Origin of the sequence: Achromobacter dolens, assembly GCF_902859745.1 — a bacterium.
In the GTDB taxonomy this organism is placed as follows: domain Bacteria; phylum Pseudomonadota; class Gammaproteobacteria; order Burkholderiales; family Burkholderiaceae_B; genus Achromobacter; species Achromobacter dolens.
The window spans coordinates 20918-44578 of the sequence record NZ_CADIJW010000020.1 but is presented as its reverse complement, the minus strand read 5'-3'; the positions used below and the strand labels follow the sequence as shown (position 1 = coordinate 44578).

Genomic DNA, 23661 nt, shown 5'->3' with positions numbered 1-23661 from the left:
TGCGCGCGACGGCCTTCAGATGCCGAGCAGGGTGTTGAGCCGGTCCTGCGACCGCTCGACCTCGGCCCGCTCGATCACGGCGGCCACCTGGCCATGTTCGATGACGTAATGGCGGTCCGCCAGGTGCCGGGCGAAGCGGAAGTTCTGCTCGACCAGCACGGTGGTGTAGCCGCGCTCCTGCAATTGCCGGATCACCCGGCCCAGCGCCTGCACGATGACGGGCGCCAGGCCTTCGGTGATTTCATCGAGCAGCAGCAGGCGGGCGCCGGTGCGCAGGATGCGCGCCATCGCCAGCATCTGCTGCTCGCCGCCCGACAGCCGCGTTCCGGGGCTGTGGGCGCGTTCCTTCAGGTTGGGGAACATCGTGTAGATCTCTTCCACCGACATGCCGTCCGGTCCTACCGAGGGCAGCAGCATGAGGTTCTCCTCGGCGGTCAGCGAGGCGTAGATGCCGCGCTCTTCGGGGCAATAGCCGATGCCCCGGCGCGCGATCTTGTGCGGCGGCAGGCCGATGGTTTCCTGGCCTTGCACCTTGATGGAGCCGCTGCGCCGGCCCACCAGGCCCAGCACCGACTTCAGGGTCGAGCTGCGGCCCGCGCCATTGCGGCCCAGCAGCGTGATGCACTCGCCCGCCTTCACGTCCAGGTCGATGCCGTGCAGGATGTGCGATTCGCCATACCAGGCGTGCAGATCGCGGATCTCCAGCATGGACCGCGCCGGGGTCTTGTCATTCATCTTCCGCTCCCATGTACGCTTCGCGCACCGCGGGGTTCGCGGACACCTCGGCGTACGGACCCTCGGCCAGGATCTCGCCGCGTTGCAGGACGGTGATGGTGTCGCAGATGTCGGCCACCACCTTCATGTTGTGTTCCACCATCAGGATGCTGCGGCCGGCCGAGACCTGCTTGATCAGGTGCTTGACGCGGTCCACGTCCTCGTGGCCCATGCCTTGCGTCGGCTCATCCAGCAACAGCAGTTCCGGCTCCAGCGCCAGCGTGGTGGCGATCTCCAGCGTGCGCTTGCGGCCGTAGGGCAGGTCGCCGGCGGCCACGTCCAGTTGCCCGCGCAGGCCGACCTGGTCGACCAGTTCCTCGACCCGCGCATGCAGCCGCTCCAGCGAGCGCTCCGAACGCCAGAAGCAATAGTCCACGCCCAGCTTGCGCTGCAAGGCCACGCGCACGTTCTCGCGCACCGACAATTGCGGGAACACCGCCGAGATCTGGAACGAGCGCACGATGCCGCGCCGCGCCGTCTGCGCCGGCCGTTCGCCGGTGATGTCGACGCCGTCGTAGACGATCTCACCGCGCGTGGGGATGTGGAACTTGGTGAGCAGGTTGAAGACCGTGGTCTTGCCGGCCCCGTTGGGACCGATCAGCGCATGGATCGCGCCGCGCCTGACGCTCAGGTTGACGTCGTTGACCGCCACGAAGCCGCGGAATTCCTTGGTGAGGCCCCGGGTCTGAAGGATGATGTCGCTGTGCATGGTGTCCGAGAGGCTGGCGGGAGGATGGCGCGCCCCGGCCCTGCGGGCGCGCCGGTCCTGCTTCGGGCTGGGTCGTTTACTTCGACTGGTATTGCCGCGGCCGCTTGGCCAGCGCCGCTTCGATGATGCCGGCGCAGCGCTCGCGCTCGGCGCCCACCAGCGGCAGGCGCGGACGACGCACGTGCTCGTTGCCGACGCCGGCCAGGGTCTCGGCCAGCTTGATGTTCTGCACCAGCTTGGTCGACACATCCAGGTGCAGCAGCGGCGTGAACCACTGGTACAGCGCCAGCGCTTCCTGCCACTTGCCGGCCTTCATCAGGTCGTACAGCGCCACGGTCTCGCGCGGGAAGGCGGTCACCAGGCCGGCCAGCAGGCCGTCGGCGCCCAGCGCCAGGGCTTCGAACGACAGGTCGTCGACGCCGATGAACAGTTGATAGCGGTCGCCCAGCTTGTTGCGCAGGTCGGTCACGCGGCGGATGTCGTCGCTGCTTTCCTTGATCGCCACCAGCCATTGGCAATCGGCCAGCTCGGCCATGTGCTCGGGCTTGAGGTCGACGCGGTAGGCGACCGGGTTGTTGTAGATCATGCAGGGCTTGGCGGCGGCCTCGGCCATGGTGCGGATGCTCTGCATCGCCTCGCGCGCATCGGCCACGTAGATGAGCGACGGCATCAGCATGAAGCCGTCCACGCCCAGGTCCACCGCCGCCTTGATGAAGCGCAGCGCCTCGCGGGTGCTGGTTTCCGACACGTTGGCCAGCACGGGGATGCGGCCGCCGCTGACTTCCACGGCGCAACGCGTCACCGCCAGCTTTTCCTCCAGCGTCAGGGTGCTGGCTTCGCCGAGCGAACCGCAGGTGACGAGGCCATGCACGCCGTTGTCGATCAGGAAGCCGAAGTGCTTGCGCATCGCTTCGAAGTCGAGGGTTTCGTCGGCATGGAACTTACTGGTTACGGCAGGAAAGACGCCCTGCCAACGCACGTTACTCAACTGGATTCTCCTCGGATGGCCGGCGCCGCGAAGGAAGGGCGGCGGGTGGGAGAAAGTCTAATATCCGTTAAATATATTTAGAAGATATTTTGATATGGGAGTTTCCCGAGAGCGGGTTTCCCCGGGGAGGACGGTGTGGGCGCCCGAAGGCGCAGGGGAATGGGCGGGAAGGGGAGCCAGCGGAATGCCGCGCCCGCCCGCGGGATCCGGCGTGCACGCCCGATCCCGCGGGCGCGACGGATGGCTCGGCCCGTGGTGGCGCGGCGCGCGGGTCAGCCGGCCTTGCGTTGATAGGCGCGGCTGGCGTCGCGCATGAAGGTCTTCACGGCGTCGTCGTATTGCTCGCCGCTGCGGAACGCGCCCGAATGCGTCGCGCCCTCGATCTTGACCAGCCGCTTCAGTTCGGGCGCCACTCCCCGGGCGGCGGCGTAAAGCTCGTCGCTCATGGTGTGCGGCACTACGCGATCGGCGGTGCCATGCATGAACAGCATCGGCGTGTGGAGCTGCGCCAGCGTCTGCACCGAGTCGAACGGTTGCGTGACCAGCAGGCTGGCGCCGGGCACGCGGCCCCACTTCATGGTGGACAGCATCGCGCTGATGCTGGTGAAACTGGATTCGACGATCAGCCCGGCGAAGTCCGGTTGCTCCGGGCGCGCCGCCAGGTTGATCGCAATGGCGCCGCCCAGGCTGTGGCCATAGACGAAGCGGCGCGCCGGGTCCGGTTGCAGGCGGGCCAATTCCTTCAAGCCGGCCATGGCATCTTCCAGCGCGCTGGCCTCGGACGGCAGGCGCGGCGTCGACGCGCCGAAACCGCGGTAGTCGATGGCCAGGATCGAATAGCCCTTGCGGGTCCAGCCGTCGATGCGGAAGGCGCTGCCGTTCAGGTTCCAGCGCGCGCCATGCAGATACAGCACGGTGGGCGCGTCGGCCTGCGGGCTTTGCCAGTACCAGGCCCGAACCTTGTCGCCGTTGGCCAGCGCCAGGTCGTAGACCTGCGTGCCCTTGGCCGGCTCGCGCCACCATGTCTGCGGCTCGGATTGCGGCGAGAAGATGGTCTGGCGCTGCCAGGAGTCGAGCTGCGAGCAGCCGACCACGCTGGCGGCGGCGAGCACGGCGGCGCCGATCAGGCGGCGCAGGGTGAGGCGGGGCAGGGCGGGCATGGAGGATATGACCCGCGCCGACGGGCACGGTTCCGCCGCCAGCATACAACGGCGGTTGTTGACGGCTCGCGTCAAGCGGTATCCGGATGCATCTCGCGCGCCAGTGCCAGCCAGGCCTGGGCGGCGTGCGAAAGATAGCCGCCGCGTCGCCACACCAGGCCCATTTCCCAGTCCGTGCCGGGATCGCGCAACGGCACCCGCGCCACGCCCGCATGCCGCTCCTCGTTGGCCTTCAGGCGCGGCAGGAAGGCGACCCCCAGGCCGGCCATGACCAGCGCCGCGATGAAGTCGGTCTGGCCGCTGCGGGCGGCAATCGCCGGGGTGAAGCCGGCCCGCTGGCAGGCATCGAGGATGACGCGGTTCAGCGCGAAGCCGGTCTCGAACAGGATGAAGGGCGAGTCGCGCAGTTGTTCCAGGTCGATAGCGGCGGCGCGCGCACCAGCATGGTCGGCGGGCAACAGCGCGATCAACGGCTCGCGCGCCACCGGCTGCCAATCGAGTTCGCCGGATTCCGGGCGCAGCGACGCGGCCAGCTCGATTTCGCCGGCCATCACCATTTCCTCGAGCCGATGGCCGCCATGTTCCAGCAGGCTGATCTCGATCTGCGGATAGCGGCTGCGAAAGCGCGCGAACATCGGCGCGAACAGCGCGTTGCTGCCCAGTGGCGGCAGGCCCAGCCGCAACACGCCGCGTTTCAGGCCGCGCAGCTCGTCCAGCTCGGCGTAGAGATCGTCGCGTTCGGCCAACATCTTGACCGCGCGCCGGTAGACGATCTCGCCTGCCTCGGTCAGCCGCGGCGGCTGCGCCTGGCGGTCGAGCAAGGGCATGCCGATTTCATCCTCCAGTTGCCGCACGGCCTTGCTGACCGTGGGCTGGGTGGCGAACACGACCTTGGCCGCCTGGGAAAAACCGCCCTGGCGGACCACCTCCACCAAGGCGCGCAAGGGGCGCAGATCCATAACTATGCCTGATTGGAATGGGTTGAATTCATCAAATTCATTTTATCTATGCCCTGGCCAGGCGTAAAACGTTTCCATCCCAAGGAATTTCACCCATGTCTCGCCCACGCTATCCCGTTCTCCTGCGCAGCCTGCTGCGCCGCAGCCGCTTGCTGCAGATCGTCCTCATCACCCTGTTTTCCCTGTTGGGCCAGATGCTGGCCAATGCCGCCGGCCTGCCGGTGCCGGGCGGCGTCATCGGCATGGCGCTGGTGCTGGCGTTGCTGGCTTCGGGCCTGCTGCGCGTTCGCAACGTGCACCGGGGCGCGAGCTGGTTGCTGGGCGAGATGCTGCTGTTCTTCGTGCCCGCGGTGATGTCGTTGCTGGACCACCGCGAATTCCTGGGCGTGCTGGGCGCCAAGCTGTTGGCCGTGATCCTGCTGGGCACAGCGCTGGTCATGGCGGGCACAGCGCTGACGATCGACCTCGGCTACCGATGGATGAACCGCCATGCGGGCTGAATTCAACCTGCTGTTCTGGCCGCTGGCCACCGTGTTGGCCTATGCCTGCGCACGCCTGTTCTATCGCCGCTATGCGTACTGGTGGACGTCGACGCTGGTGGTGGCGCCGGCCCTGTTGCTGATGCTGGCGTTGCTCCTGCATACCGGCTATCGCGACTACATGTCGGGCTCGCACTGGCTGATGCTGATGCTGGGGCCGGTGATCGTTGCCTTCGCGCTGCCGCTGTACGAGCAGCGCGCGCTTATCCGCCGCTACTGGCCGGTGCTGGCGGCGGGGGTGGTGGTCGGCAGCGCCATCGCCGGACTCAGCGCCTGGTTGCTGGGCAGCCTGCTGGACCTGCCGCCGGATCTGCGGCTGAGCCTGTTGCCGCGCTCGGTGGCCACGCCGTTCGCGGTGGCGGTGTCGTCGCACGTCGGCGGCGCACCCGACCTGACCGCGGTGTTCGTCATCGTCACCGGCGTCTTCGGCGCGGCTATCGGCCAGCTCATGCGCCGCTGGCTGCCCCTGCGTTCAGCCCTGGCTCGGGGCGCCCTGTTCGGCATGGGCGCCCACGGCGCCGGCACGGCCAAGGCGCGCGAACTGGCGGCGGAAGAGGGCGCGGTGGCCGGCCTGGTGATGGTGATGGCAGGGCTGTTCAACGTGCTGGTCACGCCCGCCGTGGTGGTGGCGCTGCGGGCCTGATCCGGCCGCGTCAGTGGAAGGCTTCCAGCGCCACCGGATACAGCGAGGCCACCAGCAGCAGCGCCATGCTGACGTTGAAGGCGCGGATCGCCCACGGCTTGTGCAGCACGCGCCGCAGTGCGGTGCCGAAGGTGACCCAGATGCCGATGCTCGGCAGGTTGACGATGCCGCACACCACCGTGGCGATGACCAGGTTGGCGAAGAAGCCGGCCTGCGGCGTATAGGTGGCGATCACGCCGACGGCCATCACCCAGGCCTTGGGGTTGACCCACTGGAAGGCGGCGGCCTGCAGGAAGGTCATCGGCTTGCCGCTGACGGCGCCATCCTCCATGCCGCCCGAGTTGGCGATCTTCCAGGCCAGGTACAGCAGGTAGGCTGCGCCCACGTATTTGAGCACCGTGTAAAGCTGCGGCACCTGTTGGAACACTGATCCCAGCCCCACGCCCACCAGGAAAATCATCAGCGTGAAGCCGAGGTTCACGCCCAGCAGGTGCGGCATGCTGCGGCGAAAGCCGAAGTTCAGGCCGGACGCGGCCAGCATGACGTTGTTCGGCCCCGGCGTGATCGAACTGACCAGGGCGAACATTGCCAGGGGACCCAGCAAGGACAGGGAAGCGAGCGGCACGTCGGCCAGGCTGGCGGGGAACAACGTCATTTCTTGACTCCAATGAAACAGGGCTGCGGCCGGTCCCCGTGGCAGCCCTGGCCGCAGCCTTGCCATGGCGATGCGGCGGAGCGGTCCGCGGGGCTTGCGGGCTGATGCCATTGCTGTCACTCTACGCATAGTTATCGGTACAGTACCGGTACACTTATACATGTCACTTCAACCGCTGGCCTGGTGAAATCCCCATGACAGTTACTTCGCCTTCCATGCCCTGGCAGCCGGTGCGCCAGGCCGACGCCACGCTGGTGGCGCAATTGGCCGACGGCCTGGCCCGGCGCATCGACGAGCAAGGCTTGCGGCCGGGGACGCGCCTGCCGTCCATCCGCAAGATGGCCGAGCAGTCCGGCGTCAGCCGTTTCACGGTGGTGGAAGCCTACGACCGGCTGGTGGCGCGCGGTCTGGTCCAATCGCGGCGCGGCGCCGGCTTTTTCGTGCGCGCGCGCAGCGGGCCGCTGGCCCCGGTCGCCGTGCCCGCTTCCACGCAGAATTTCACGCCGCCGGCGCGGGTCGATATCGCCTGGCTGCTGCGTAGCATGTTCCGCGAGGGCGGCGGGCCAGGCATGCCGGGCGGCGCCGGCTTGCTGCCGGCCGACTGGCTCGATCCCGAAATGGTGGCGGGCGCGGTGCGTGCGGTGGGCCGCTCGGTGCGCGGCCATCTCGTTTCCTACGGCCATCCGCAGGGGTTTTCGCCGCTGCGCCAGCAGATCGCCGCCTCGCTGCAGAGCGACGGCGTGCCCGCTCATCCCGAACGCAATCTGCTCACCACCAATGGCGTCACCCATGCCCTGGACCTGATCGCCCGCCTGTTGGTGCAGCCCGGCGACACCGTGCTGGTCGAGGATCCGGCCTGGTTCGTCATCTTTGGCCGCCTGGCCGCCTTCGGCGCCCGGCTGATCGGCGTGCCGCGCGGTCCCGACGGTCCCGACACCGCCTTGCTGGAGCAACTGGCGGCGCAGCACAAGCCGAAGCTGTTCATCATCAACAGCGCGGTCCACAACCCCACCGGCCACACTTTGTCGGCGGGCGCCGCCTACGACATCCTGCGCATCGCCGAGCGTCACGATTTCATGGTGGTGGAAGACGACACCTACGGCGAGCTGCATCCGGGCGGCGCCATGAAGCTGGCGGTGCTGGACCGGCTCAATCGCGTGATCCTGGTCAGCGGCTATTCCAAGATGCTGGCGGCCAGCCTGCGCGTGGGCTATCTGGCCGCCAATCCCGACATCCTGCAGAAGCTGGCCGACCTGAAGATGCTGGCCGGGCTGACTTCGCCCGAGCTGGGCGAACGGGTGGTGCACCGGGTGCTGATGGAAGGACAGTACCGGCGCCATATCGAGCGCGTGCGGCTGCGGGTGGACGAGGCCCGCCAGCGCTGCCTGAAGGGCCTGCAGAAGCTCGGCCTGACGATCCGGCACGAGCCGCAGGCAGGCATGTTCGTGTGGGCCGATTGCGGGCGCGACAGCGAGGTGCTGGCTCGCGCCGCCGCCGACCAGGGCATGCTGCTGGCGCCCGGCACGCTGTTCTCGCCATCCCAGGGGCCGTCGACCATGTTGCGGTTCTCGGTGCCGATGGTCGATGACCGGGGCGTGTGGAATATGCTGGAAAAGCTTTTCGCCTGAAACGGCTCCTACAATAATACGCAGTCACCCCCATCAAGGAATCGCCATGTCCGCACCCATCAAACCCCTCACCGAGAATTTCGCCGTCGCCCCGCAACTGGGCCCCGACGACATGGCCGACGTGGCCGCCGCCGGCTACAAGAGCGTCATCATCAACCGTCCCGACTTCGAGGGCGGCCCCGACCAGCCGACCGCCGCCGACGTGTCCAAGGCCGCCGCCGCCGCCGGCCTGAAAATCGAATACCAGCCGGTCGTCGGCAGCGCCATGACCGCCGCCGATGTGGTCCGCTTCGCCGAATTGCTGCGCACCCTGCCGGGCCCGGTGCTGGCGTACTGCCGCACCGGCACCCGCTGCACCAATCTGTTCGCCGCCGCCCAGCAACTGGGTTGACGCGCATCAAGGACCCCGGGTTCGCTTGATGTGAACCTGGCGGGTTTCCGGTAGCATGGAGCTTCCTCTCAAACAGGAGCAGGCAAGATGTTCAAGAAGATCCTGATTCCCACCGACGGCTCGCCGCTGTCGGCCCAAGCCGCCAACGCCGGCATTTCCTTCGCGCGCTCGGTGGGCGCTGACGTCGTCGCCCTCTACGTGACGCAGCCGTTCGCCGCCACCATCGGTTTCGACGGCATGGCCGCGGCCTACGCCATCACCGACGAAGACTACGAAAAGGCCTCGGCCGAGCAGGCCGACAAGTACCTCAAGCAGATCACCGACCGCGCCGACACCGCCGGCGTGAAGTCCGAGGCGCGCGCCGTGTCCAACTTCAACGTGGCCGACGGCATCGTCCAGGCCGCCGCCGACGCCGGTTGCGACCTGATCTTCATCGGCAGCCACGGCCGCAGCGGCCTGTCGCGCCTGCTGCTGGGCAGCGTCACCGCCAAGGTGCTGTCGCTGGCCAGCACCGCCGTGCTGGTGTACCGCGTCAAGGAAGAAAAGAAGTAAATCCGGCCTCGTTGCCCGTGTCAGGCCGCTGTCAGGCCTCCCGGCGCCGATGCCGGGCCCGGCCCCTCCTGGCGAGGGGCTTTTTCTTGTCCGCGCCATTCCCTATGACCCATATGGCTAAAGCTTGTAAACCGGCCCGCGGCGCGTAATATTTACGGATAAGTGCGGGCGCGGTTTCGCAACACCCGAGCACACCTCTCAACGCGGCATGGCGCCCGCCGCGGCAGTATCCGGTCGGACCTGCCGCCTACTCCTGGTGATTACTGCAAGGAACGAGGCCATGACTCGCAAGACGCCTATCGAGCTATACCGGAACATCGGCATCAGCGCCCACATCGACGCGGGCAAGACGACGACCACCGAGCGCATCCTCTTCTATACCGGTATCACCCACAAGATCGGCGAAGTGCACAACGGCGCCGCCGTGATGGACTGGATGGAGCAGGAACAGGAACGCGGCATCACCATCACGTCCGCCGCCACCACCGCCTTCTGGAAGGGCATGGGCGGCAATTATCCCGAACACCGCATCAACATCATCGACACGCCGGGCCACGTCGACTTCACCATCGAGGTCGAGCGCTCCATGCGCGTGCTGGATGGCGCGGTCATGGTCTATGACGCGGTCGGCGGCGTGCAGCCGCAATCCGAGACCGTCTGGCGCCAGGCCAACAAGTACCGCGTGCCGCGGCTGGCCTTCGTCAACAAGATGGACCGCGTCGGCGCGGACTTCCTGCGCGTGCAGCGCCAGATCAGCGAACGTCTCAAGGGCGACGCCGTGCCGGTGCAACTGCCGGTGGGCGCCGAGGACGGCTTCGAGGGCGTCATCGACCTTGTCAAGATGAAAGCCATCATCTGGGACGACGCCAGCCAGGGCGTGCGTTTCGAGTACCGTGACATTCCACCGGCGCTGCAGGCGCAGGCGCAGGAATGGCACGACAAGATGGTCGAGAAGGCCGCCGAGGCCAATGAAACGCTGCTGGAGAAATACCTGGGCGGCGAGGCGCTGACCGAGGCCGAGATCAAGCAGGGCCTGCGCCAGCGCACGGTCGCCAACGAGATCGTGCCGATGCTGTGCGGCAGCGCCTTCAAGAACAAGGGCGTGCAGGCCATGCTGGATGCCGTCATCGACTACCTGCCGTCGCCGGTCGACGTGCCCGCCATCAAGGGCCACGACGAGCGCGACCACGAAATCGAACGCCATCCCACCGACAAGGAACCGTTCTCGGCGCTGGCCTTCAAGATCATGACCGACCCGTTCGTCGGCCAGTTGGTGTTCTTCCGCGTCTACTCCGGCGTGGTCAAGTCCGGCGACTCGGTCTACAACCCGGTCAAGGAAAAGAAGGAACGCCTGGGCCGCATCCTGCAGATGCACGCCAACGAGCGGCGCGAGATCACCGAGGTCTATGCCGGCGACATCGCCGCCGCGGTAGGCGTCAAGGACGTCACCACGGGCGATACGCTGACCGATCCGGCGCACGTCATCGTGCTCGAACGCATGGTGTTCCCCGAGCCGGTCATCTCGCAGGCGGTCGAGCCTAAGACCAAGGCCGACCAGGAAAAGATGGGCATCGCCCTGGGCCGGCTGGCGCAGGAAGATCCCTCGTTCCGCGTGCGCACCGACGAGGAGTCCGGCCAGACCATCATTTCCGGCATGGGCGAGCTGCACCTGGAGATCCTGGTCGACCGCATGAAGCGCGAGTTCGGCGTCGAGGCCACGGTGGGCAAGCCGCAGGTGGCCTATCGCGAGACCATCCGCAAGACCTGTGACGAAGTCGAAGGCAAGTTCGTCAAGCAGTCGGGCGGACGCGGCCAGTACGGCCACGTGGTGCTCAAGCTCGAGCCGCAGGAGCCTGGCAAGGGCTACGAGTTCGTCGATGCCATCAAGGGCGGCGTGGTGCCGCGCGAGTTCATCCCGGCGGTGGACAAGGGCATCCGCGAGGCGCTCAACGCCGGCGTGCTGGCGGGCTATCCGGTGGTCGATGTGAAGGTGACGCTGTTCTTCGGTTCGTACCACGACGTGGACTCGAACGAGAACGCCTTCAAGATGGCCGGTTCGATGGCCTTCAAGGAAGGTATGCGGCGCGCCGACCCGGTGCTGCTGGAGCCGATGATGCAGGTCGAGGTGGAAACGCCCGAGGACTTCACCGGCAACGTCATGGGCGACCTGTCGTCCCGTCGTGGCATGGTCCAGGGCATGGAAGACATCGCCGGGGGCGGCGGCAAGGTGGTGCGGGCCGAGGTGCCGCTGGCCGAGATGTTCGGCTACTCCACCTCGCTGCGCTCGCTGACGCAGGGCCGCGCCACCTACACGATGGAGTTCAAGCACTACGCCGAAGCGCCGCGCCAGGTGGCGCAGGAAGTGATCGCGGCCCAGGGCACGGGCCGCTGAATCCGGAATCGCTCGTAACAAGGGCCACCCGCGCGGTGGCCCTTTTTTCTTTCTCGCGCTTCAGGCTGGCACGTCAGGCCGGCGCGGCGGCGCCGGCCGTCGCCGTCCGCATGCGCGAGGACGCCAGCTTCACGCCCAGCAGGATCATCACGAAGCCATAAGCATGGAACAGTTGCGGCGCCTCGCCCAGCAGTGGCCAGGCCAGCAGCGCGGCATACACCGGCACCAAAAACATCGACAGGCCCGCGGTGGCGGGGCCGGCGCGGCTGATCAGCCGGCCGTAGACGTAATACGCGCCCAGGCTCGGCACGACCGCCAGGAACAGCAGGACCGCCGCCAGCCGTGGATCGCTCCAGGGCGGGATGGCGCCGGTGGCGGCCTCGATGCCGGCGAACGGCGCCAGCGCGATCGCGCCGCCCAGCATCATCGCCGCCAGCCGCGCGCCATCCGGCACCGCCGGCTGCGCCAGGCGCTTCTGCAGCACCGTATAGAGCGCCCAGCCGGTGGCGGCCAGCAGCACCCACAGGTCGCCCTGGCCGAACGCCAGCCGCGCCAGCGCCCAGGCGTCGCCGCGCGTCAGCACCACCAGCACGCCGCCCAGCGCCAGCGCCAGCCCGGCGGCGCGCAGGGGCGAGAGAGGCTTGCGCCAGATGACCGCTTCCAGCAGCGCCACCAGGATCGGGCTGCACGAGAAGATCAGCGCGATATTGGTGGCGCTGGTGCTTTGGGCGCCGATGTACTGCGGCGCCACCGCCACGCCCATGCCCAGCACCGCCAGCGGCAGCAGCGTGGGCAGGCCGCGCCACAGCGCCTGGCGATGCCGCAGCAAGGCCGGCGCGGCCAGCGGCAACAGGATCAGGAAGGCGATCAGCCAGCGGCCGAAAGCCAGGAACACGGGGGGAAGGGCGGCGTCGTGGGCCCAGCGGGCGGCCACCATGTTGGAGGCGAAGAGCGCCGGCGCGGCCAGGAGCATGGCGGTGCCGGACAGGCCCAGGCCGGTTCTTGCGGGGACTGCTGCTGCGTGAGACATGATTTCCCGCCGCGCGGATCGGCGCGCGGCACACTGCGGTGGACTACACCGGCGTCGGCGCCGGGTTGTGCCACGGCGCGGGCGCTGGATCCGACGGGCGGGGTAATGCCCGTCTTGACGGAAAGTCTACGGCCGGGTCGGGAAAATAGGTTTCCTGATTCCCGCCAATTTGGCGGTATTGAAGGAATATATATCCTCTAGAATCAGCTTTTGCAGGGATAGTCTCTTCTACGGATTTTCCGCCCCGTGTCCACGCCACCCAAAATCGACGAAACCGACCGCAAGATCCTGCGCGCGCTGCGCACCGACGGCCGCCTCACCAACCTGAAGCTGGCCGAGCAGGTCGGCCTGTCGCCCACGCCCTGCTGGAACCGGGTCAAGGCGCTGGAGGACGCGGGCGTGATCGAGGGCTATGCGGCCCTGTTGAACCAGAAGGCGCTGGGCCTGCCCGACACGGTCATGATCGAGGTCACGCTCGAGCACCACGACGATCACACGCTGGCGCGCTTCGGCGAGGCGATCACCCGCCTGCCGCAAGTGGTGGAAGCGTTCCTGGTGACGGGCGAATACGACTACCTGATCAAGGTCGCGGTGGCCGGCACCGAGGGTTATGAAGAGTTCCTGCGCAAGCGGCTCTACAAGCTGCCCGGCGTGCGGCACAGCCGCTCGACCTTCGTGCTCAAGCGCCTCAAGCACACGCCGTCGGTCGAGCCCTGACGGCGCGCCGCTCAGCCGCGCAGGAACGATTCGATGGCGCCGTTGAAGGCGCGCGGGTTGCCCAGGTTCATGCCATGCGACGAGCCGGCAATGTCCACCCGCCGCGATTGCGGCAGCCAGCTCTCCAGCGCGTCGAGCACGGCGGGGTAGGGATCGGGGCTCAACGCGCCGCCGATGAGCAGCGTCGGCAGCGTCAGCGAGGCAATCTCCTGCGGACTCAGCGAGGCCGGCGTCTCGCGGGCCTGGCCGAACAGCGTGCCGGCGTTGTCGCGCACCATTTCCTTGAACCAGGGCACCATGCGTTGCCAGGTGTCCGGCCCGGTCACCGTGTCCACGAACAGCGCCAGGCCTTCTTCCACGGCGCCGTCGCGGATCAGTTCGAGCGCCCGCTGGCGAAAACCGCCCCGGGCGTCGTCGCCGCCAGGCAGCGGCAGGCCGGGGTCGGCCAGCGTCAGGCTGCGCAGTGCGTCGGGGCGGGCCAGCGCGGCTTCCAGGGCCACGCGGCCGCCGCGCGAATGGCCCACCAGATGGGCGGGACCGCCCGCCACCTTGTCGATGAACGCCAGCACGTCGGCGCCGTGCTGCGCCACCGAGAAACCGTCGCCTTCGCCATCCCAGCTTTCGGGCCAATAGCGGCGCAGGCTCACCGCCAGCACCCGGAACGAACGGCCCAGCGGCGCCATCTGCGATTTCCAGTAGCGACAGTCCGACAACGAGCCGTGCACCAGCACCAGGGGCGCCCCTTCGCCGTATTCGGTGTAGGACATGGCATAGCCGCCGATATCGGCGCTTTGCAGGGGCAGGACGGGTTCGGAACGCATCGGGTCGGGGTCGGGAAGGCCAGCCGCGCATTCTAGCCGTTTCACTCCCTCGGCAGCGGCACGCCCGCGCCCGCGGCGGGGGCATTCGCCGGGCTGATAAACTCGATTCCCGATCTTTTTGTCTTGAACGGAGTTCGCCAGATGTCCCTCGCCACCCCCGCCGATCTTCCCGAGTCCGCCCAACGCGTCGCCCGCCTGCTGGCCGAGATGGGCCATGACAAGCCGGTGGTGGTGCTACCGCAGACGGGCAAGACCTCGGCCGAGGCGGCGGCGGGGCTGGGGTGCGAGGTGGCACAGATCGCCAAGTCGATCATCTTCCGCCGGGCCGCCGACGACGCGCCGGTGCTGGTCATCGCCAGCGGTATCAACCGCGTCGATGAGTCCAAGGTCGCGGAGCAGGTCGGCGCGCTGGCCAAGGCGGACGCCAAGTTCGTGCGCGAGATGACCGGTTACGCCATCGGCGGCGTCTGCCCGATCGGTCACGCGGTCAAGCCCGTGATGCTGCTCGACCAGGACCTGTTCCAGTACGACAGCCTGTGGGCGGCGGCGGGGCACCCGCACGCGGTCTTCAACCTGACGCCGCGGCAATTGGCCGCCATGACCGGCGCGCCGGTCGCGGACGTGGCGCAGCGCGCCTAGCGCAGCCTGGAAAGCCCCGCGCCCTGGCGCGGGCAGACGAAAGCCGCCGCGGGGTCAGTGCGGATCGGCCTCCAGATCGTCGATCAGCACCTGCAGCCGTCCCCGCGAGCAGGCCTCGACCCGGCCCCGCACGCCATACACGGCGGCCAGCGCGGCCGGCGTGATGACGTCGGCCGGCGCGCCCGCGGCAACCAGCCTGCCGCCATGGATCATCACCGCCCGGTCGGCGTGCTGCAGCGCCACGTTCAGGTCATGCAGAACGATCACCGTGATCAGCCCGTGGTCGGCGGTTTCCTGTTTCAGCAGCCGCATCACATGGAACTGGTAATTCAGGTCCAGCGCCGACAGCGGTTCGTCCAGCAGCAGCACGCGCGGCCGCCGCACCAGCGCCTGCGCCAGCCCCACCAGTTGCTTCTGGCCGCCGGACAGCGCGTCCAGGTAGGACAGCGCCAGATGGCCGATGCCCAGCCTTTCCAGCAGCCGGTCGATCCCGTGCAGGTCCGTCGGCGGACCCTCGGCCTCACTGGCGCGGGCCGCCACCAGCACCGATTCGAACACGCGCAGGTGCACGGCGGCCGGCAGGCTTTGCGGCAGATAGACCAGATGGCGCGCGCGGGTGGCGAAATCCATCCGCGCCAGCTCCAGGTCGTTTAGTCGCGCCCGTCCGGCGCGCACCTTCACCAGTCCCGCCAGCGCCTTGAGCAGCGTCGATTTGCCGCTGCCATTGGGGCCCAGCAGGGCCGTGACCTCGCCAGCACCCAGGCGCGGCAAGGACAGGTCGTGCAGCACGTCCGTGCCGCCATAGCCGGCGCTGATGCCGTCGATCGCCAGCGCCGGCGCACGCGTGGCGCCCGTCATGGCAGCCTCCGGCGCAGCACCACCGCGACGAAGAATGGAATGCCGATCAGCGAGGTTACGATCCCGACCGGCACGATGACGCCGGGCGCGAGGTTCTTGGACGCCACCGAGGCCAGCGACAGGATGACGCCGCCCACCAGCGCGCTGCCCGGCAGGAAAAAGCGGTGATCCTCGCCCACCAGCCGGCGGGCGATATGGGGCGCGATCAGGCCGATGAACCCGATGGTGCCGACGAACGCCACCGCCAGCGCCGACAGCAGGCTGACGCGCGCCAGCGCCGTCACGCGCACGCGGCGCACGTCCACGCCGAAACTGGCGGCGCGTTCCTCGCCCAGCCGCAGCGCGGTCAGTTTCCAGGACTGGCGCATGGCCAGCGGCAGCGCCAGCGCGAACGCCAATCCCAGCGCGGCGACCGTGGTCCAGCTCGAGCGCGCCAGGCTGCCCATGGTCCAGAACACCAGGCTCTGCAGCGCCTCGGCGCTGGCGGTGAACTGCACCAGCGACACCAGCGCGTTGAAGGTGAACACCATGGCGATGCCGAACAACACCACGCCCGAGGTGTTGATGCCGCCCCGGCGTGCCACGCCGTCCAGCAGCAGGGCCGCCAGCATGGCGAACAGGAAGGCATTGCCGGCGATCAGCCAGCCGTCGGGGATGCCGGGCACGCCCAGGTGCAGCACGATGGCCAGCGACGCGCCGAAGGCGGCCGCCGACGACACGCCCAACGTGAATGGGCTCGCCAGGGGATTGTTCAGGATGGTCTGCATTTCCGCGCCCGCCAGGCCCAGCGCCATGCCGACCAGCGCGGCCATGAGGGCGTAAGGTAGCCGGATATCCCACACGATCACGCGCAGCGTCGGATCGGCCGACGCCGGCGCGCTCAGTGTGCGCCACAGTTCGCCCCAGCCCAGGCCCGAGGGGCCGAGTGTGAAGTCGAGCAGCAGCCCAATGCAAATCGCCGCCAGCAGCAGGGCGATGAGCCCCGCGCGGCGGCGCAGGATGTGCCGGTAGGCGGCGACCGCTGAAGCGGCTTGCGCCATTACTGCAGCAGTTGCAGGCGGCTCTTGGCCGTGTTGGCGGCCGGCGTGGTCGGGTAGTCGCGGACGATGCGCTGCAGCGTGGTCTTGGCGCCGGCGCGGTTGTTCATCTCGATCTGGCTGCCGGCGATCACCAGCAGGGCGTCGGGGGCGCGGGCGTTGTCGGGGGCCTTCTGCACCATGGCGTTCAATTGCTCGATGGCGCCCTTGAAATCCTTCAGCGCGTAGCGGCTGCTGCCCAGGTAGAACTGGGCGCTGGGCGCGAGCTGGCTGGCGGGGTAGAGCGCGGTGAAGGCGGCCAGCGATTCGGACGCCTCCTTGTACTGGCCCTTGCGGAACAGGTCGATGGCGCCGTCGTAGGCGGCCTGCTCCTGCGGGTCGCCGGCCGTGGCGCCCGGCGGGTTGGCGCCGCCTGGCGCGCCGCCCGGCTTATTGGCGCTGGGCTGCTGGCGCGACACCAGTTCGAGCTGGTCGCGCAATTGGGCGATTTCCTGCTGCAGCGCCTGGATCTGGTCGGCCAATTGCAGTTTGGCCCGTTGGCTCTGCTCGTTCTGTTGCTGCACCTGCTGGCGCAAATCCAGGATGGCCTTGCGGGCCTCATCATCGGAGAAAGCGTGGGCGGGCGCCGTCAGGGCTGCCAGCACCAGGCCAGTGGCCGCCATCAGGGGACGCAGGGACAGAACGTTATCGCGCATGAAAATTCCCGGGGGATAAAAACAAACGTCGGGACGGCCGGTTGACCGTCCCGACGCGTGGTGGGGCACTTAACTATACGAAAAGCTTAACGCTGATAAACGATATCGGCGCGGCGGTTTTCCGCAAAGTCGGCTTCCGACGAGCCAGTCGCCTTCGGCTTTTCTTTACCGAAGCTGATGGTTTCGATCTGGTTGTCGCTGACGCCCAGCAGGGTCATCATGCGACGCACTGCGTCGGCACGGCGCTGGCCCAGGGCCAGGTTGTATTCGGCGCCGCCGCGTTCGTCGGTGTTGCCTTCGATCTTGATTTTCTGCTGCTGGTGCGAAGCCAGGTAGCGGGCGTGGGTTTCCACCAAGCCGCGGTACTGGTCGGACACCGTGTAGCTGTCGAAGTCAAAGTACACCGAGCGCTGTTGCGCCAGGATGCTTTGGGGGTTGAAGGGATCAAGGATCTGGCCGGAGGCCGAGGATCCTTGGCCAGCGCCTCCGCCCTGACCCGCTTTATCGTCGAGAGGGACGGAGCTGCAAGCTGCCAGGGTGGCGGCCAGAGCGGCGATGGTTAGGCTTTTGGCAATGCGCGACTTCATGATAGTTCCTTTGCAAAGAGAGTCACACGTGTTATCGGGTAAATGGGCCCCAAGTCGGTTCACGTATTTCCCCATTCAGTACCGAAAGCGTCTGCCGTACGCGGCCATCGCTCGAAACGCCCGCAAGCACGCTACGGCCGTTTTGAATCGCGGCGTAGAGGACTTGCATGCCGTTCGGCGCGAAGCTTGGCGACTGATCGTCACGACCATCGGTCAACAAGTTCTCCGAGCCGGAGGACAGGTTCAACGATGCGATCCGGAACGCGCCGTCGCGTCTGGCAACGTACAGCAGCGTCGATCCATCTGGGGAAATTCGGGGTGAGATGTTGTAACCACCATTAAACGTGAGGCGGCGAGCATCGCCACCGTCCAGGCCGGTTTGATAGATTTGCGGCCCGCCGCTGCGGTCACTGGTAAAGATAATGGAACGGCCGTCCGGCGTAAAGCTCGGCTCGGTGTCAATCCCGGGAGAACGCGTAACTCGCTTCATATTCGAGCCGCCGGCCGCGCTAACGATGTAAATTTGCGACAGACCGTCACGCGTCAGGGCCACGGCAAGCTGGGTGCCGTCGGGCGACCAGCCGGGGGCGCTGTTGTTGCCCTTGAAGTTGGCGACCGGCACGCGGGCGCTGGTGGCCAGGGTGTGCACGTACACCACCGGCTTGCCGGATTCGAAGCTCACGTACGCCAGCTTGGAGCCATCGGGCGACCAGGACGGCGAGATGATCGGCTCGCGCGAACGCAGGGCGACCTGCGGATTCTGGCCATCGGCGTCCGCCACCTGCAGTTCATAGGTGGCGCCTTGCTTGAGCACGTAGGCGATGCGGGTCGAGAACACGCCGCGCACGCCGGTGATCTTTTCATAGATGCGGTCGGCGATCTGGTGGGCGACGCGGCGCAGTTCCTGCTCGGTGCCGGAGAACGCGACGCCATCCAACTGGCCCTTCTTGACCGTGTCGGCCAGGCGGTAGCGGACGTCGTAGCGGCCGTCGTTGCCGCGCACGATGCTGCCATAGGCGATGAAGTCGGCGCCCTTGGCGCGCCAGTCGTCATGGGCGATGGGCGAATCGACGTTCAGGCCCGAACCGGCCGCGTTGATGAGGCGGAACTGGCCGGTGCGGGTCAGGTCGGCGCGGATCACTTCGGCCAGGGCGCGGCCGTGGGCATCATCCACCGCGAAATCGGCGATGGCGACGGGATATTGGGTGGCGCCGGTGCCGGAGATATCGACACGCAACTGCGCCTGGGCGGGCCTGATGGCCATCAGGCAGGCAAGCGCCAGCAGCAACAGGCCGAATCCATACGATCGCCAGAGAACGAGGGGGGAAGCTCGTCGGCTATGGGCGGGAGTCATAATCAGCAATCTCCTGTCAATCATACATTCTGTACACAACGTCAATGATGGGCTCGTAGCGGCCGGTCGAAGGCTTGGGGAAGGGGTTGCAACGGCGGATGCCGGTCTCGACAGCGCGGTCGAAGCCCGGGTTGCCGGAGGAACTGGTCAGCGTGACCCCGTTAACCTTCCCGTCAGAACCTAACTGTACCCGGTATTGGGCCGTCGGATTGTCCGATCCGCTGCGCGGCGGCGGCGGGTAGGCCACGCCGGGCTGCACGCAGGCGCGCACCTTGGCGCCGTAGCCGCTATCGCGCCCGCCACCGGCCTGGTTGCGGTCGGCGGTGCCGCCGGGAATGCCGGCCGCGCCCAGGGCGTCGTTGCGGAACGCGTCCTTCAGGGCCTTGTCGGCGGCGGCCTTCTTGGCGGCTTCTTCCTTGGCCTTCTTCTCGGCGGCGGCCTTTTCGGCGGCGGCCTTGTCAGCCGCGGCTTTCTCGGCAGCGGCCTTCTCCGCTGCGGCCTTTTCGGCGGCGGCTTTCTCGGCCGCCTTCTTGGCGGCGTCGTCCTTGGCCTTCTTTTCGGCGGCAGCCTTCTCGGCAGCGGCCTTTTCGGCAGCGGCCTTTTCGGCGGCGGCCTTGTCCGCAGCGGCCTTCTCGGCGGCCTGGCGTTCCTGTTCCAGGCGCTTCTTTTCCTTCAGCTCGGCCTGCTTGCGCTCTTCCTCCAGGCGCGCCTTTTCCTTGGCGGCCTCGGCGGCCTGCCGTGCCCGCTCTTCCTGCTCCTTCTTTTTCTTGGCTTCCTGCAGCGCGATTTCCGGATCCACCTCGTCAGGCTTGGGCTGGGCTTGCGGTTCCGGCTTGGGCGGCGGAGGGGGAGGCGGCGGCTCCGGCGTCTTTTCCGGTTCCGGCTGGGGTTGCGGCTTGGGCTGGGGCTTGGGCGGTTCGGGCTGTGGCTGCGGCGGGGGCGAGACGGGCGAATTGCCGTCGGCCCACAACTGCACTTCCACCGGCCCCGGGTTTTCGGTGCGCCAGTTCAGGTTGAAGATCAACACGGCCAGCAGCAGCGCGTGCACCAGCAACGCCAGGACCAGGGCGATCCGGTTGTCGTTGTTGGGCGGCGTGGCCGGGGGGCCGCTGTGGTGTCGAATGATGGGTGGCGTCATGAGCGTTGCAAGCCGGCGGCGCCGGCGGAGGACGTCGCGTTAGCGTTTCTTCGCGGTAGCGGGCTGGTTGCCGCCGGCGGATTGGTCCACCAGCAGGCCCAGGCGGGTGATGCCATTGGTACGCAGTTCGTCCATGACCTTCACGACCGTCTCGTACGGCACCTTGCCGTCGGCCGCGATCACCACCGGCGTTTCCGCGGTGATGCGCGAGCGCACCTGCGCCACCAGTTCGGGGCGGGCGATGTCCTGCAGCGTGGCGCCAGGCTCGCGCATGCGCAGCGCGATCTTGCCGTCTTCCGAAATCTGGACTTCCAGCGGCTTGACCGGGACATCGGATGCCGCGCCCACCGAGGGCAACTGGATCAGGCCCGGCGTGATCAGCGGCGCGGTCACCATGAAGATGACCAGCAGCACCAGCATCACGTCGATGTACGGCACCACATTGATGTCGGCCTTCATGCGGCGGCCGGATCTGCCGCGCGAGCTTACCGAGGGCATTAGCGCACCTGCCGTTGCAGAATGTTCAGGAATTCATCGACGAAGCTGTCGAAGCGGATCGAGATGCGGTCGATGTCGTTGGTGAAACGGTTGTAGGCGACCACCGCGGGGATGGCGGCGAACAGGCCGATGGCGGTGGCGATCAGCGCTTCGGCGATGCCGGGAGCCACCGACGCCAGCGTGGCCTGCTGCATGTTCGACAGGCCGATGAAGGCGTGCATGATGCCCCAGACCGTGCCCAGCAGGCCGATGTAGGGCGAGACCGAACCGGCCGAGGCCAGGAAGTTCAGGTGCGACTCCAGGGCGTCCATTTCGCGCTGGTAGGCGGCGCGCATGGCGCGGCGGGGGCCGTCGAGCAGGGCGGTGGCGTCGGTGCTGGCGTTGCCGCGGCGGGCCTTGAGGAATTCGGTCATGCCGGCGTCGAAGATGCGGGCCAGGGCGCCTTGTTCGTCGCGGCGCGAGGCCACGGCCTGCTGCAGCATCGACAGGTCGCCACCGGACCAGAAGTCATCCTCGAAGCGGCGGGTCTGGGCATGGGCACGCTTGATGGCCAGCCGCTTGGCGAAAATATAGGTCCAGGACATGATCGAGATGCCCAGGAGCATCAGCATGATCAGTTGCACCGGCACGCTGGCGTGCGAAATCAACGAAAGCAACGACATGTCGTTGGTGGCTTGCATGGTTATTCCTGAATTGATTCCAGTTTGGCGCGGACGTCGGCCGGCAGTTCCACCGGCCGCATGTTGACGGCATCGACGCAGCAGACTTGGATATTGCCTTCGGCAAGCAGTTCCCCGTCCCGTTCTGCGCGCTGCGCGAAGTGTATCGAAGCGCGGCCCAGTCGTGTGACCCGGCTGCGTATGGTAAGCAAATCGTCCAGTCTGGCCGGCTTGCGGTACGACATGTCCAGCGAGCGGACGACGAACAGCCGTTGCTCGCTGGCGGCCAGGCCGGACTGGTTGACCCCCAGGTCGCGCAGCCACTCGGTGCGGGCGCGCTCCAGGAATTTTAGGTAGTTGGCGTAGAAAACCACCCCGCCCGCGTCCGTGTCTTCATAGTAGACGCGGACCTGCAGGCGGGATTCGGCGGACTTCGGAACGGTCACGATGCGGGCTTCGATGATGCGGGTCGGGACGCGAAAAGTCCGTAGTTGCTATAAGGTTTACAGCGTGTCGAGTTTCGTCAGCACGGCTTCAAGCGCGGACTCTACCGGAATCTTGGCCGCTTCGGTTTCCCGACGGGCCTGCAATTCCACCACACCGTCGTTCAGGCCGCGTTCTCCAACTGTTACACGGAGCGGCGCGCCGATCAATTCCCACTCGGCAAACATCACGCCGGGGCGGGCATCGCGGTCGTCCAGGATGACGTCCACGCCGCGCGCCAGCAGCGATTCGTACAGTTTCAGGGAGGTGTTACGCACGGTTTCGCTTTTGCCCCAGCCGACCGGGCAGATCACCACTTCGAACGGTGCCAGGGCGCGCGGCCAGATGATGCCGCGTGCGTCGTGGTTCTGTTCGATGGCGGCGCCGACGATGCGGGTCACGCCGATACCGTAGCAGCCCATCTCCAGGACGGCTGGCTTGCCGGTCTCGTCCAGGAAGGTCGCCTTGAGGGCTTCGGAGTATTTTTTACCCAGATAAAAAACGTGTCCCACCTCGATGCCGCGCTGGATCGACAGCGTGCCCTTGCCGTCCGGCGAGGGGTCGCCGGCGACCACGTTGCGCAGGTCGGCCACCAGTTCGGGCTCGGGCAGGTCGCGGCCCCAGTTCACGCCCTGGATGTGGAAGTCTTCGCGGTTGGCGCCGCAGACGAAGTCGGCCATGTTCGCCACGGTGCGGTCGGCGATGACGTGCACCGGGCGCGCAGTGCGCACCGGGCCCAGGTAGCCCGGCTTGCAGCCGAAGTGTTCGACGATCTCGGTCTCGGTCGCGAAACGGAAGCCGGCCAGGCCCGGCAGCTTGCCGGCCTTGATTTCGTTCAGCTCGTGGTCACCGCGCAGCAGCAGCAGCCAGATGTCGACCTTGCCCTTGTCGCCGTCGGTGGCCAGGACGATCGACTTGACCGTCTGCTCCAGCGGCAGGCCCAGCAGGCGGGCCACGTCCTCGCACTTGGCGGCGCCCGGGGTGGCCACGTCGGCCATCGCCTGGGTGGCCGCGCCGCGCGTGGGGTACAGGCTGGGCGCTTCGGCCAGCTCGATGTTGGCGGCGTAGTCGGAGTCGGCGTTGTAGACCAGCAGGTCCTCGCCGGTGTCGGCGATTACCTGGAATTCATGGCTGCGGGTGCCGCCGATGGAGCCGGTGTCGGCCGCCACCGCGCGGAATTCCAGGCCCAGGCGGCCGAAAATGCGCATGTACGCGGCATACATGGTGTCGTAGCTCTTCTGGGCGCCGGCTTCGTCGCGGTCGAAGGAGTAGGCGTCCTTCATGGTGAATTCACGGCCGCGCATCAGGCCGAAGCGGGGACGGCGCTCGTCCCGGAACTTGGTCTGGATGTGATAGAAGTTCACCGGCAGTTGGCGGTAGCTGTGGATCTCGTTGCGGGCGATGTCGGTGATCACCTCTTCCGAGGTGGGCTGCAGCACGAAATCGCGCTGGTGCCGGTCCTTGATGCGCAGCAGTTCCGCGCCGTACTGTTCCCAGCGGCCGGATTCCATCCAGAGTTCGGCGGGCTGGACCACCGGCATCAGCAGCTCGATCGCGCCGGCGGCGTTCATTTCCTCGCGGATGATGGCCTCGACCTTGCGGATGACCTTCAGGCCGAGGGGCATGTATGTGTAGATGCCGCCCGCCAGCTTGCGGATCATCCCGGCCCGGGTCATGAGCTGGTGGCTGGCGACTTCCGCTTCGGAAGGGGCTTCTTTGAGGGTGTTGATGTGGTAGTTGGATGCGCGCATGTTT

General features: G+C 67.4%; 26 protein-coding genes. 8 read left to right on the top strand and 18 right to left on the bottom strand.

Annotated features, from left to right (window positions below):
• Positions 1 to 15: 15 nt before the first annotated feature.
• The 5 genes from HV783_RS15840 to HV783_RS15820 form a co-directional block, all read right to left on the bottom strand.
• The gene (locus HV783_RS15840; RefSeq protein ID WP_054503508.1) at positions 16 to 735 is read right to left on the bottom strand and encodes an ABC transporter ATP-binding protein; all 720 of its coding nucleotides are present in this window, start codon (positions 733 to 735) and stop codon (positions 16 to 18) included.
• Entirely contained in the window at positions 728 to 1483 is a 756-nt protein-coding gene (locus HV783_RS15835; protein ID WP_175189448.1) for an ABC transporter ATP-binding protein, read from the bottom strand. Before HV783_RS15835 ends, HV783_RS15840 begins: the two co-directional genes overlap by 8 nt.
• 76 nt (positions 1484 to 1559) lie before the next feature.
• Positions 1560 to 2471: a dihydrodipicolinate synthase family protein gene (locus HV783_RS15830; RefSeq protein ID WP_064526157.1), complete on the bottom strand. Its 912-nt coding sequence runs from the start codon at positions 2469 to 2471 to the stop codon at positions 1560 to 1562.
• Positions 2472 to 2743: 272 nt separating this feature from the next.
• Positions 2744 to 3631 carry an alpha/beta hydrolase gene (locus HV783_RS15825; RefSeq protein WP_064526156.1) on the bottom strand — a complete coding sequence of 296 codons (888 nt, stop codon included), beginning with the start codon at positions 3629 to 3631 and terminating at the stop codon, positions 2744 to 2746.
• A 71-nt stretch (positions 3632 to 3702) separates the two neighbouring features.
• Positions 3703 to 4590 carry a LysR family transcriptional regulator gene (locus HV783_RS15820; protein WP_064526155.1) on the bottom strand — a complete coding sequence of 296 codons (888 nt, stop codon included), beginning with the start codon at positions 4588 to 4590 and terminating at the stop codon, positions 3703 to 3705.
• A gap of 95 nt (positions 4591 to 4685) precedes the next feature.
• Between HV783_RS15820 and HV783_RS15815 the strand changes: the two genes are divergently transcribed.
• Positions 4686 to 5090 (top strand): CidA/LrgA family protein, encoded by a 405-nt coding sequence (locus HV783_RS15815; RefSeq protein ID WP_175143904.1) that lies wholly within the window; start codon positions 4686 to 4688, stop codon positions 5088 to 5090.
• On the top strand, positions 5080 to 5772 hold the full coding sequence (locus HV783_RS15810; RefSeq protein ID WP_175143903.1) for an LrgB family protein: 693 nt from the start codon (positions 5080 to 5082) through the stop codon (positions 5770 to 5772). The genes HV783_RS15815 and HV783_RS15810 overlap by 11 nt, the downstream gene beginning before the upstream one ends.
• A 10-nt stretch (positions 5773 to 5782) precedes the next feature.
• Here HV783_RS15810 and HV783_RS15805 read toward each other — a convergent pair whose 3' ends face one another.
• Positions 5783 to 6427 (bottom strand): LysE family translocator, encoded by a 645-nt coding sequence (locus tag HV783_RS15805; RefSeq protein ID WP_054503515.1) that lies wholly within the window; start codon positions 6425 to 6427, stop codon positions 5783 to 5785.
• Between the two features lie 230 nt (positions 6428 to 6657).
• On the opposite strand from HV783_RS15805, the gene HV783_RS15800 reads away from it, so the two are divergent.
• The 4 genes from HV783_RS15800 to fusA all read left to right on the top strand — a co-directional run bounded on the left by HV783_RS15800 (position 6658) and on the right by fusA (position 11390).
• Complete coding sequence (locus HV783_RS15800) at positions 6658 to 8055, top strand: aminotransferase-like domain-containing protein (protein ID WP_144657102.1); 1398 nt, start codon at positions 6658 to 6660, stop codon at positions 8053 to 8055.
• Positions 8056 to 8101: 46 nt separating this feature from the next.
• The gene (locus tag HV783_RS15795) at positions 8102 to 8446 is read left to right on the top strand and encodes a protein tyrosine phosphatase family protein (protein WP_025137488.1); all 345 of its coding nucleotides are present in this window, start codon (positions 8102 to 8104) and stop codon (positions 8444 to 8446) included.
• Positions 8447 to 8533: 87 nt separating this feature from the next.
• Positions 8534 to 8998: a universal stress protein gene (locus HV783_RS15790; protein ID WP_006388728.1), complete on the top strand. Its 465-nt coding sequence runs from the start codon at positions 8534 to 8536 to the stop codon at positions 8996 to 8998.
• Positions 8999 to 9278: 280 nt separating this feature from the next.
• Positions 9279 to 11390, top strand: coding sequence for an elongation factor G (fusA, locus tag HV783_RS15785; protein WP_116791542.1), 2112 nt, complete (start codon positions 9279 to 9281; stop codon positions 11388 to 11390).
• A 73-nt stretch (positions 11391 to 11463) separates the two neighbouring features.
• Here the strand turns inward: fusA and HV783_RS15780 are convergent, their stop codons facing one another.
• On the bottom strand, positions 11464 to 12420 hold the full coding sequence (locus HV783_RS15780; protein WP_240317256.1) for a DMT family transporter: 957 nt from the start codon (positions 12418 to 12420) through the stop codon (positions 11464 to 11466).
• 246 nt (positions 12421 to 12666) lie between these two features.
• Here HV783_RS15780 and HV783_RS15775 point away from each other — a divergent pair, with 246 nt between their 5' ends.
• Positions 12667 to 13137, top strand: coding sequence for an Lrp/AsnC family transcriptional regulator (locus tag HV783_RS15775; protein ID WP_175189447.1), 471 nt, complete (start codon positions 12667 to 12669; stop codon positions 13135 to 13137).
• Positions 13138 to 13148: 11 nt separating this feature from the next.
• Here the strand turns inward: HV783_RS15775 and HV783_RS15770 are convergent, their stop codons facing one another.
• Positions 13149 to 13958 (bottom strand): alpha/beta fold hydrolase, encoded by an 810-nt coding sequence (locus tag HV783_RS15770; RefSeq protein ID WP_175189446.1) that lies wholly within the window; start codon positions 13956 to 13958, stop codon positions 13149 to 13151.
• Between the two features lie 141 nt (positions 13959 to 14099).
• On the opposite strand from HV783_RS15770, the gene HV783_RS15765 reads away from it, so the two are divergent.
• Positions 14100 to 14597 carry a YbaK/EbsC family protein gene (locus HV783_RS15765; RefSeq protein WP_049071322.1) on the top strand — a complete coding sequence of 166 codons (498 nt, stop codon included), beginning with the start codon at positions 14100 to 14102 and terminating at the stop codon, positions 14595 to 14597.
• Between the two features lie 54 nt (positions 14598 to 14651).
• On the opposite strand, the gene HV783_RS15760 is transcribed toward HV783_RS15765, so the two are convergent.
• From HV783_RS15760 to HV783_RS15715, 10 genes are all read right to left on the bottom strand, one after another.
• Positions 14652 to 15455 (bottom strand): ABC transporter ATP-binding protein, encoded by an 804-nt coding sequence (locus HV783_RS15760; RefSeq protein ID WP_054503520.1) that lies wholly within the window; start codon positions 15453 to 15455, stop codon positions 14652 to 14654.
• On the bottom strand, positions 15452 to 16495 hold the full coding sequence (locus HV783_RS15755; RefSeq protein ID WP_116791544.1) for a FecCD family ABC transporter permease: 1044 nt from the start codon (positions 16493 to 16495) through the stop codon (positions 15452 to 15454). The genes HV783_RS15760 and HV783_RS15755 overlap by 4 nt, the downstream gene beginning before the upstream one ends.
• Positions 16495 to 17187 (bottom strand): tol-pal system protein YbgF, encoded by a 693-nt coding sequence (ybgF, locus tag HV783_RS15750; protein WP_049071329.1) that lies wholly within the window; start codon positions 17185 to 17187, stop codon positions 16495 to 16497. Before ybgF ends, HV783_RS15755 begins: the two co-directional genes overlap by 1 nt.
• Positions 17188 to 17273: 86 nt before the next feature.
• A complete protein-coding gene (gene pal / locus HV783_RS15745) occupies positions 17274 to 17774 on the bottom strand; it encodes a peptidoglycan-associated lipoprotein Pal (RefSeq protein WP_006388738.1) in 501 nt (166 codons plus the stop codon).
• A 31-nt stretch (positions 17775 to 17805) separates the two neighbouring features.
• Positions 17806 to 19128 carry a Tol-Pal system beta propeller repeat protein TolB gene (gene tolB, locus HV783_RS15740; RefSeq protein ID WP_064526145.1) on the bottom strand — a complete coding sequence of 441 codons (1323 nt, stop codon included), beginning with the start codon at positions 19126 to 19128 and terminating at the stop codon, positions 17806 to 17808.
• A 16-nt stretch (positions 19129 to 19144) separates the two neighbouring features.
• A complete protein-coding gene (tolA, locus tag HV783_RS15735; RefSeq protein ID WP_054503523.1) occupies positions 19145 to 20266 on the bottom strand; it encodes a cell envelope integrity protein TolA in 1122 nt (373 codons plus the stop codon).
• A 39-nt stretch (positions 20267 to 20305) separates the two neighbouring features.
• Complete coding sequence (locus HV783_RS15730; protein ID WP_054503524.1) at positions 20306 to 20764, bottom strand: ExbD/TolR family protein; 459 nt, start codon at positions 20762 to 20764, stop codon at positions 20306 to 20308.
• Positions 20764 to 21444, bottom strand: coding sequence for a protein TolQ (gene tolQ, locus HV783_RS15725; protein WP_054503525.1), 681 nt, complete (start codon positions 21442 to 21444; stop codon positions 20764 to 20766). Before tolQ ends, HV783_RS15730 begins: the two co-directional genes overlap by 1 nt.
• Before the next feature lie 2 nt (positions 21445 to 21446).
• Positions 21447 to 21869: a tol-pal system-associated acyl-CoA thioesterase gene (gene ybgC, locus HV783_RS15720; RefSeq protein WP_054503526.1), complete on the bottom strand. Its 423-nt coding sequence runs from the start codon at positions 21867 to 21869 to the stop codon at positions 21447 to 21449.
• A 57-nt stretch (positions 21870 to 21926) separates the two neighbouring features.
• Complete coding sequence (locus tag HV783_RS15715) at positions 21927 to 23657, bottom strand: proline--tRNA ligase (protein WP_054503527.1); 1731 nt, start codon at positions 23655 to 23657, stop codon at positions 21927 to 21929.
• Positions 23658 to 23661: the final 4 nt, after the last annotated feature.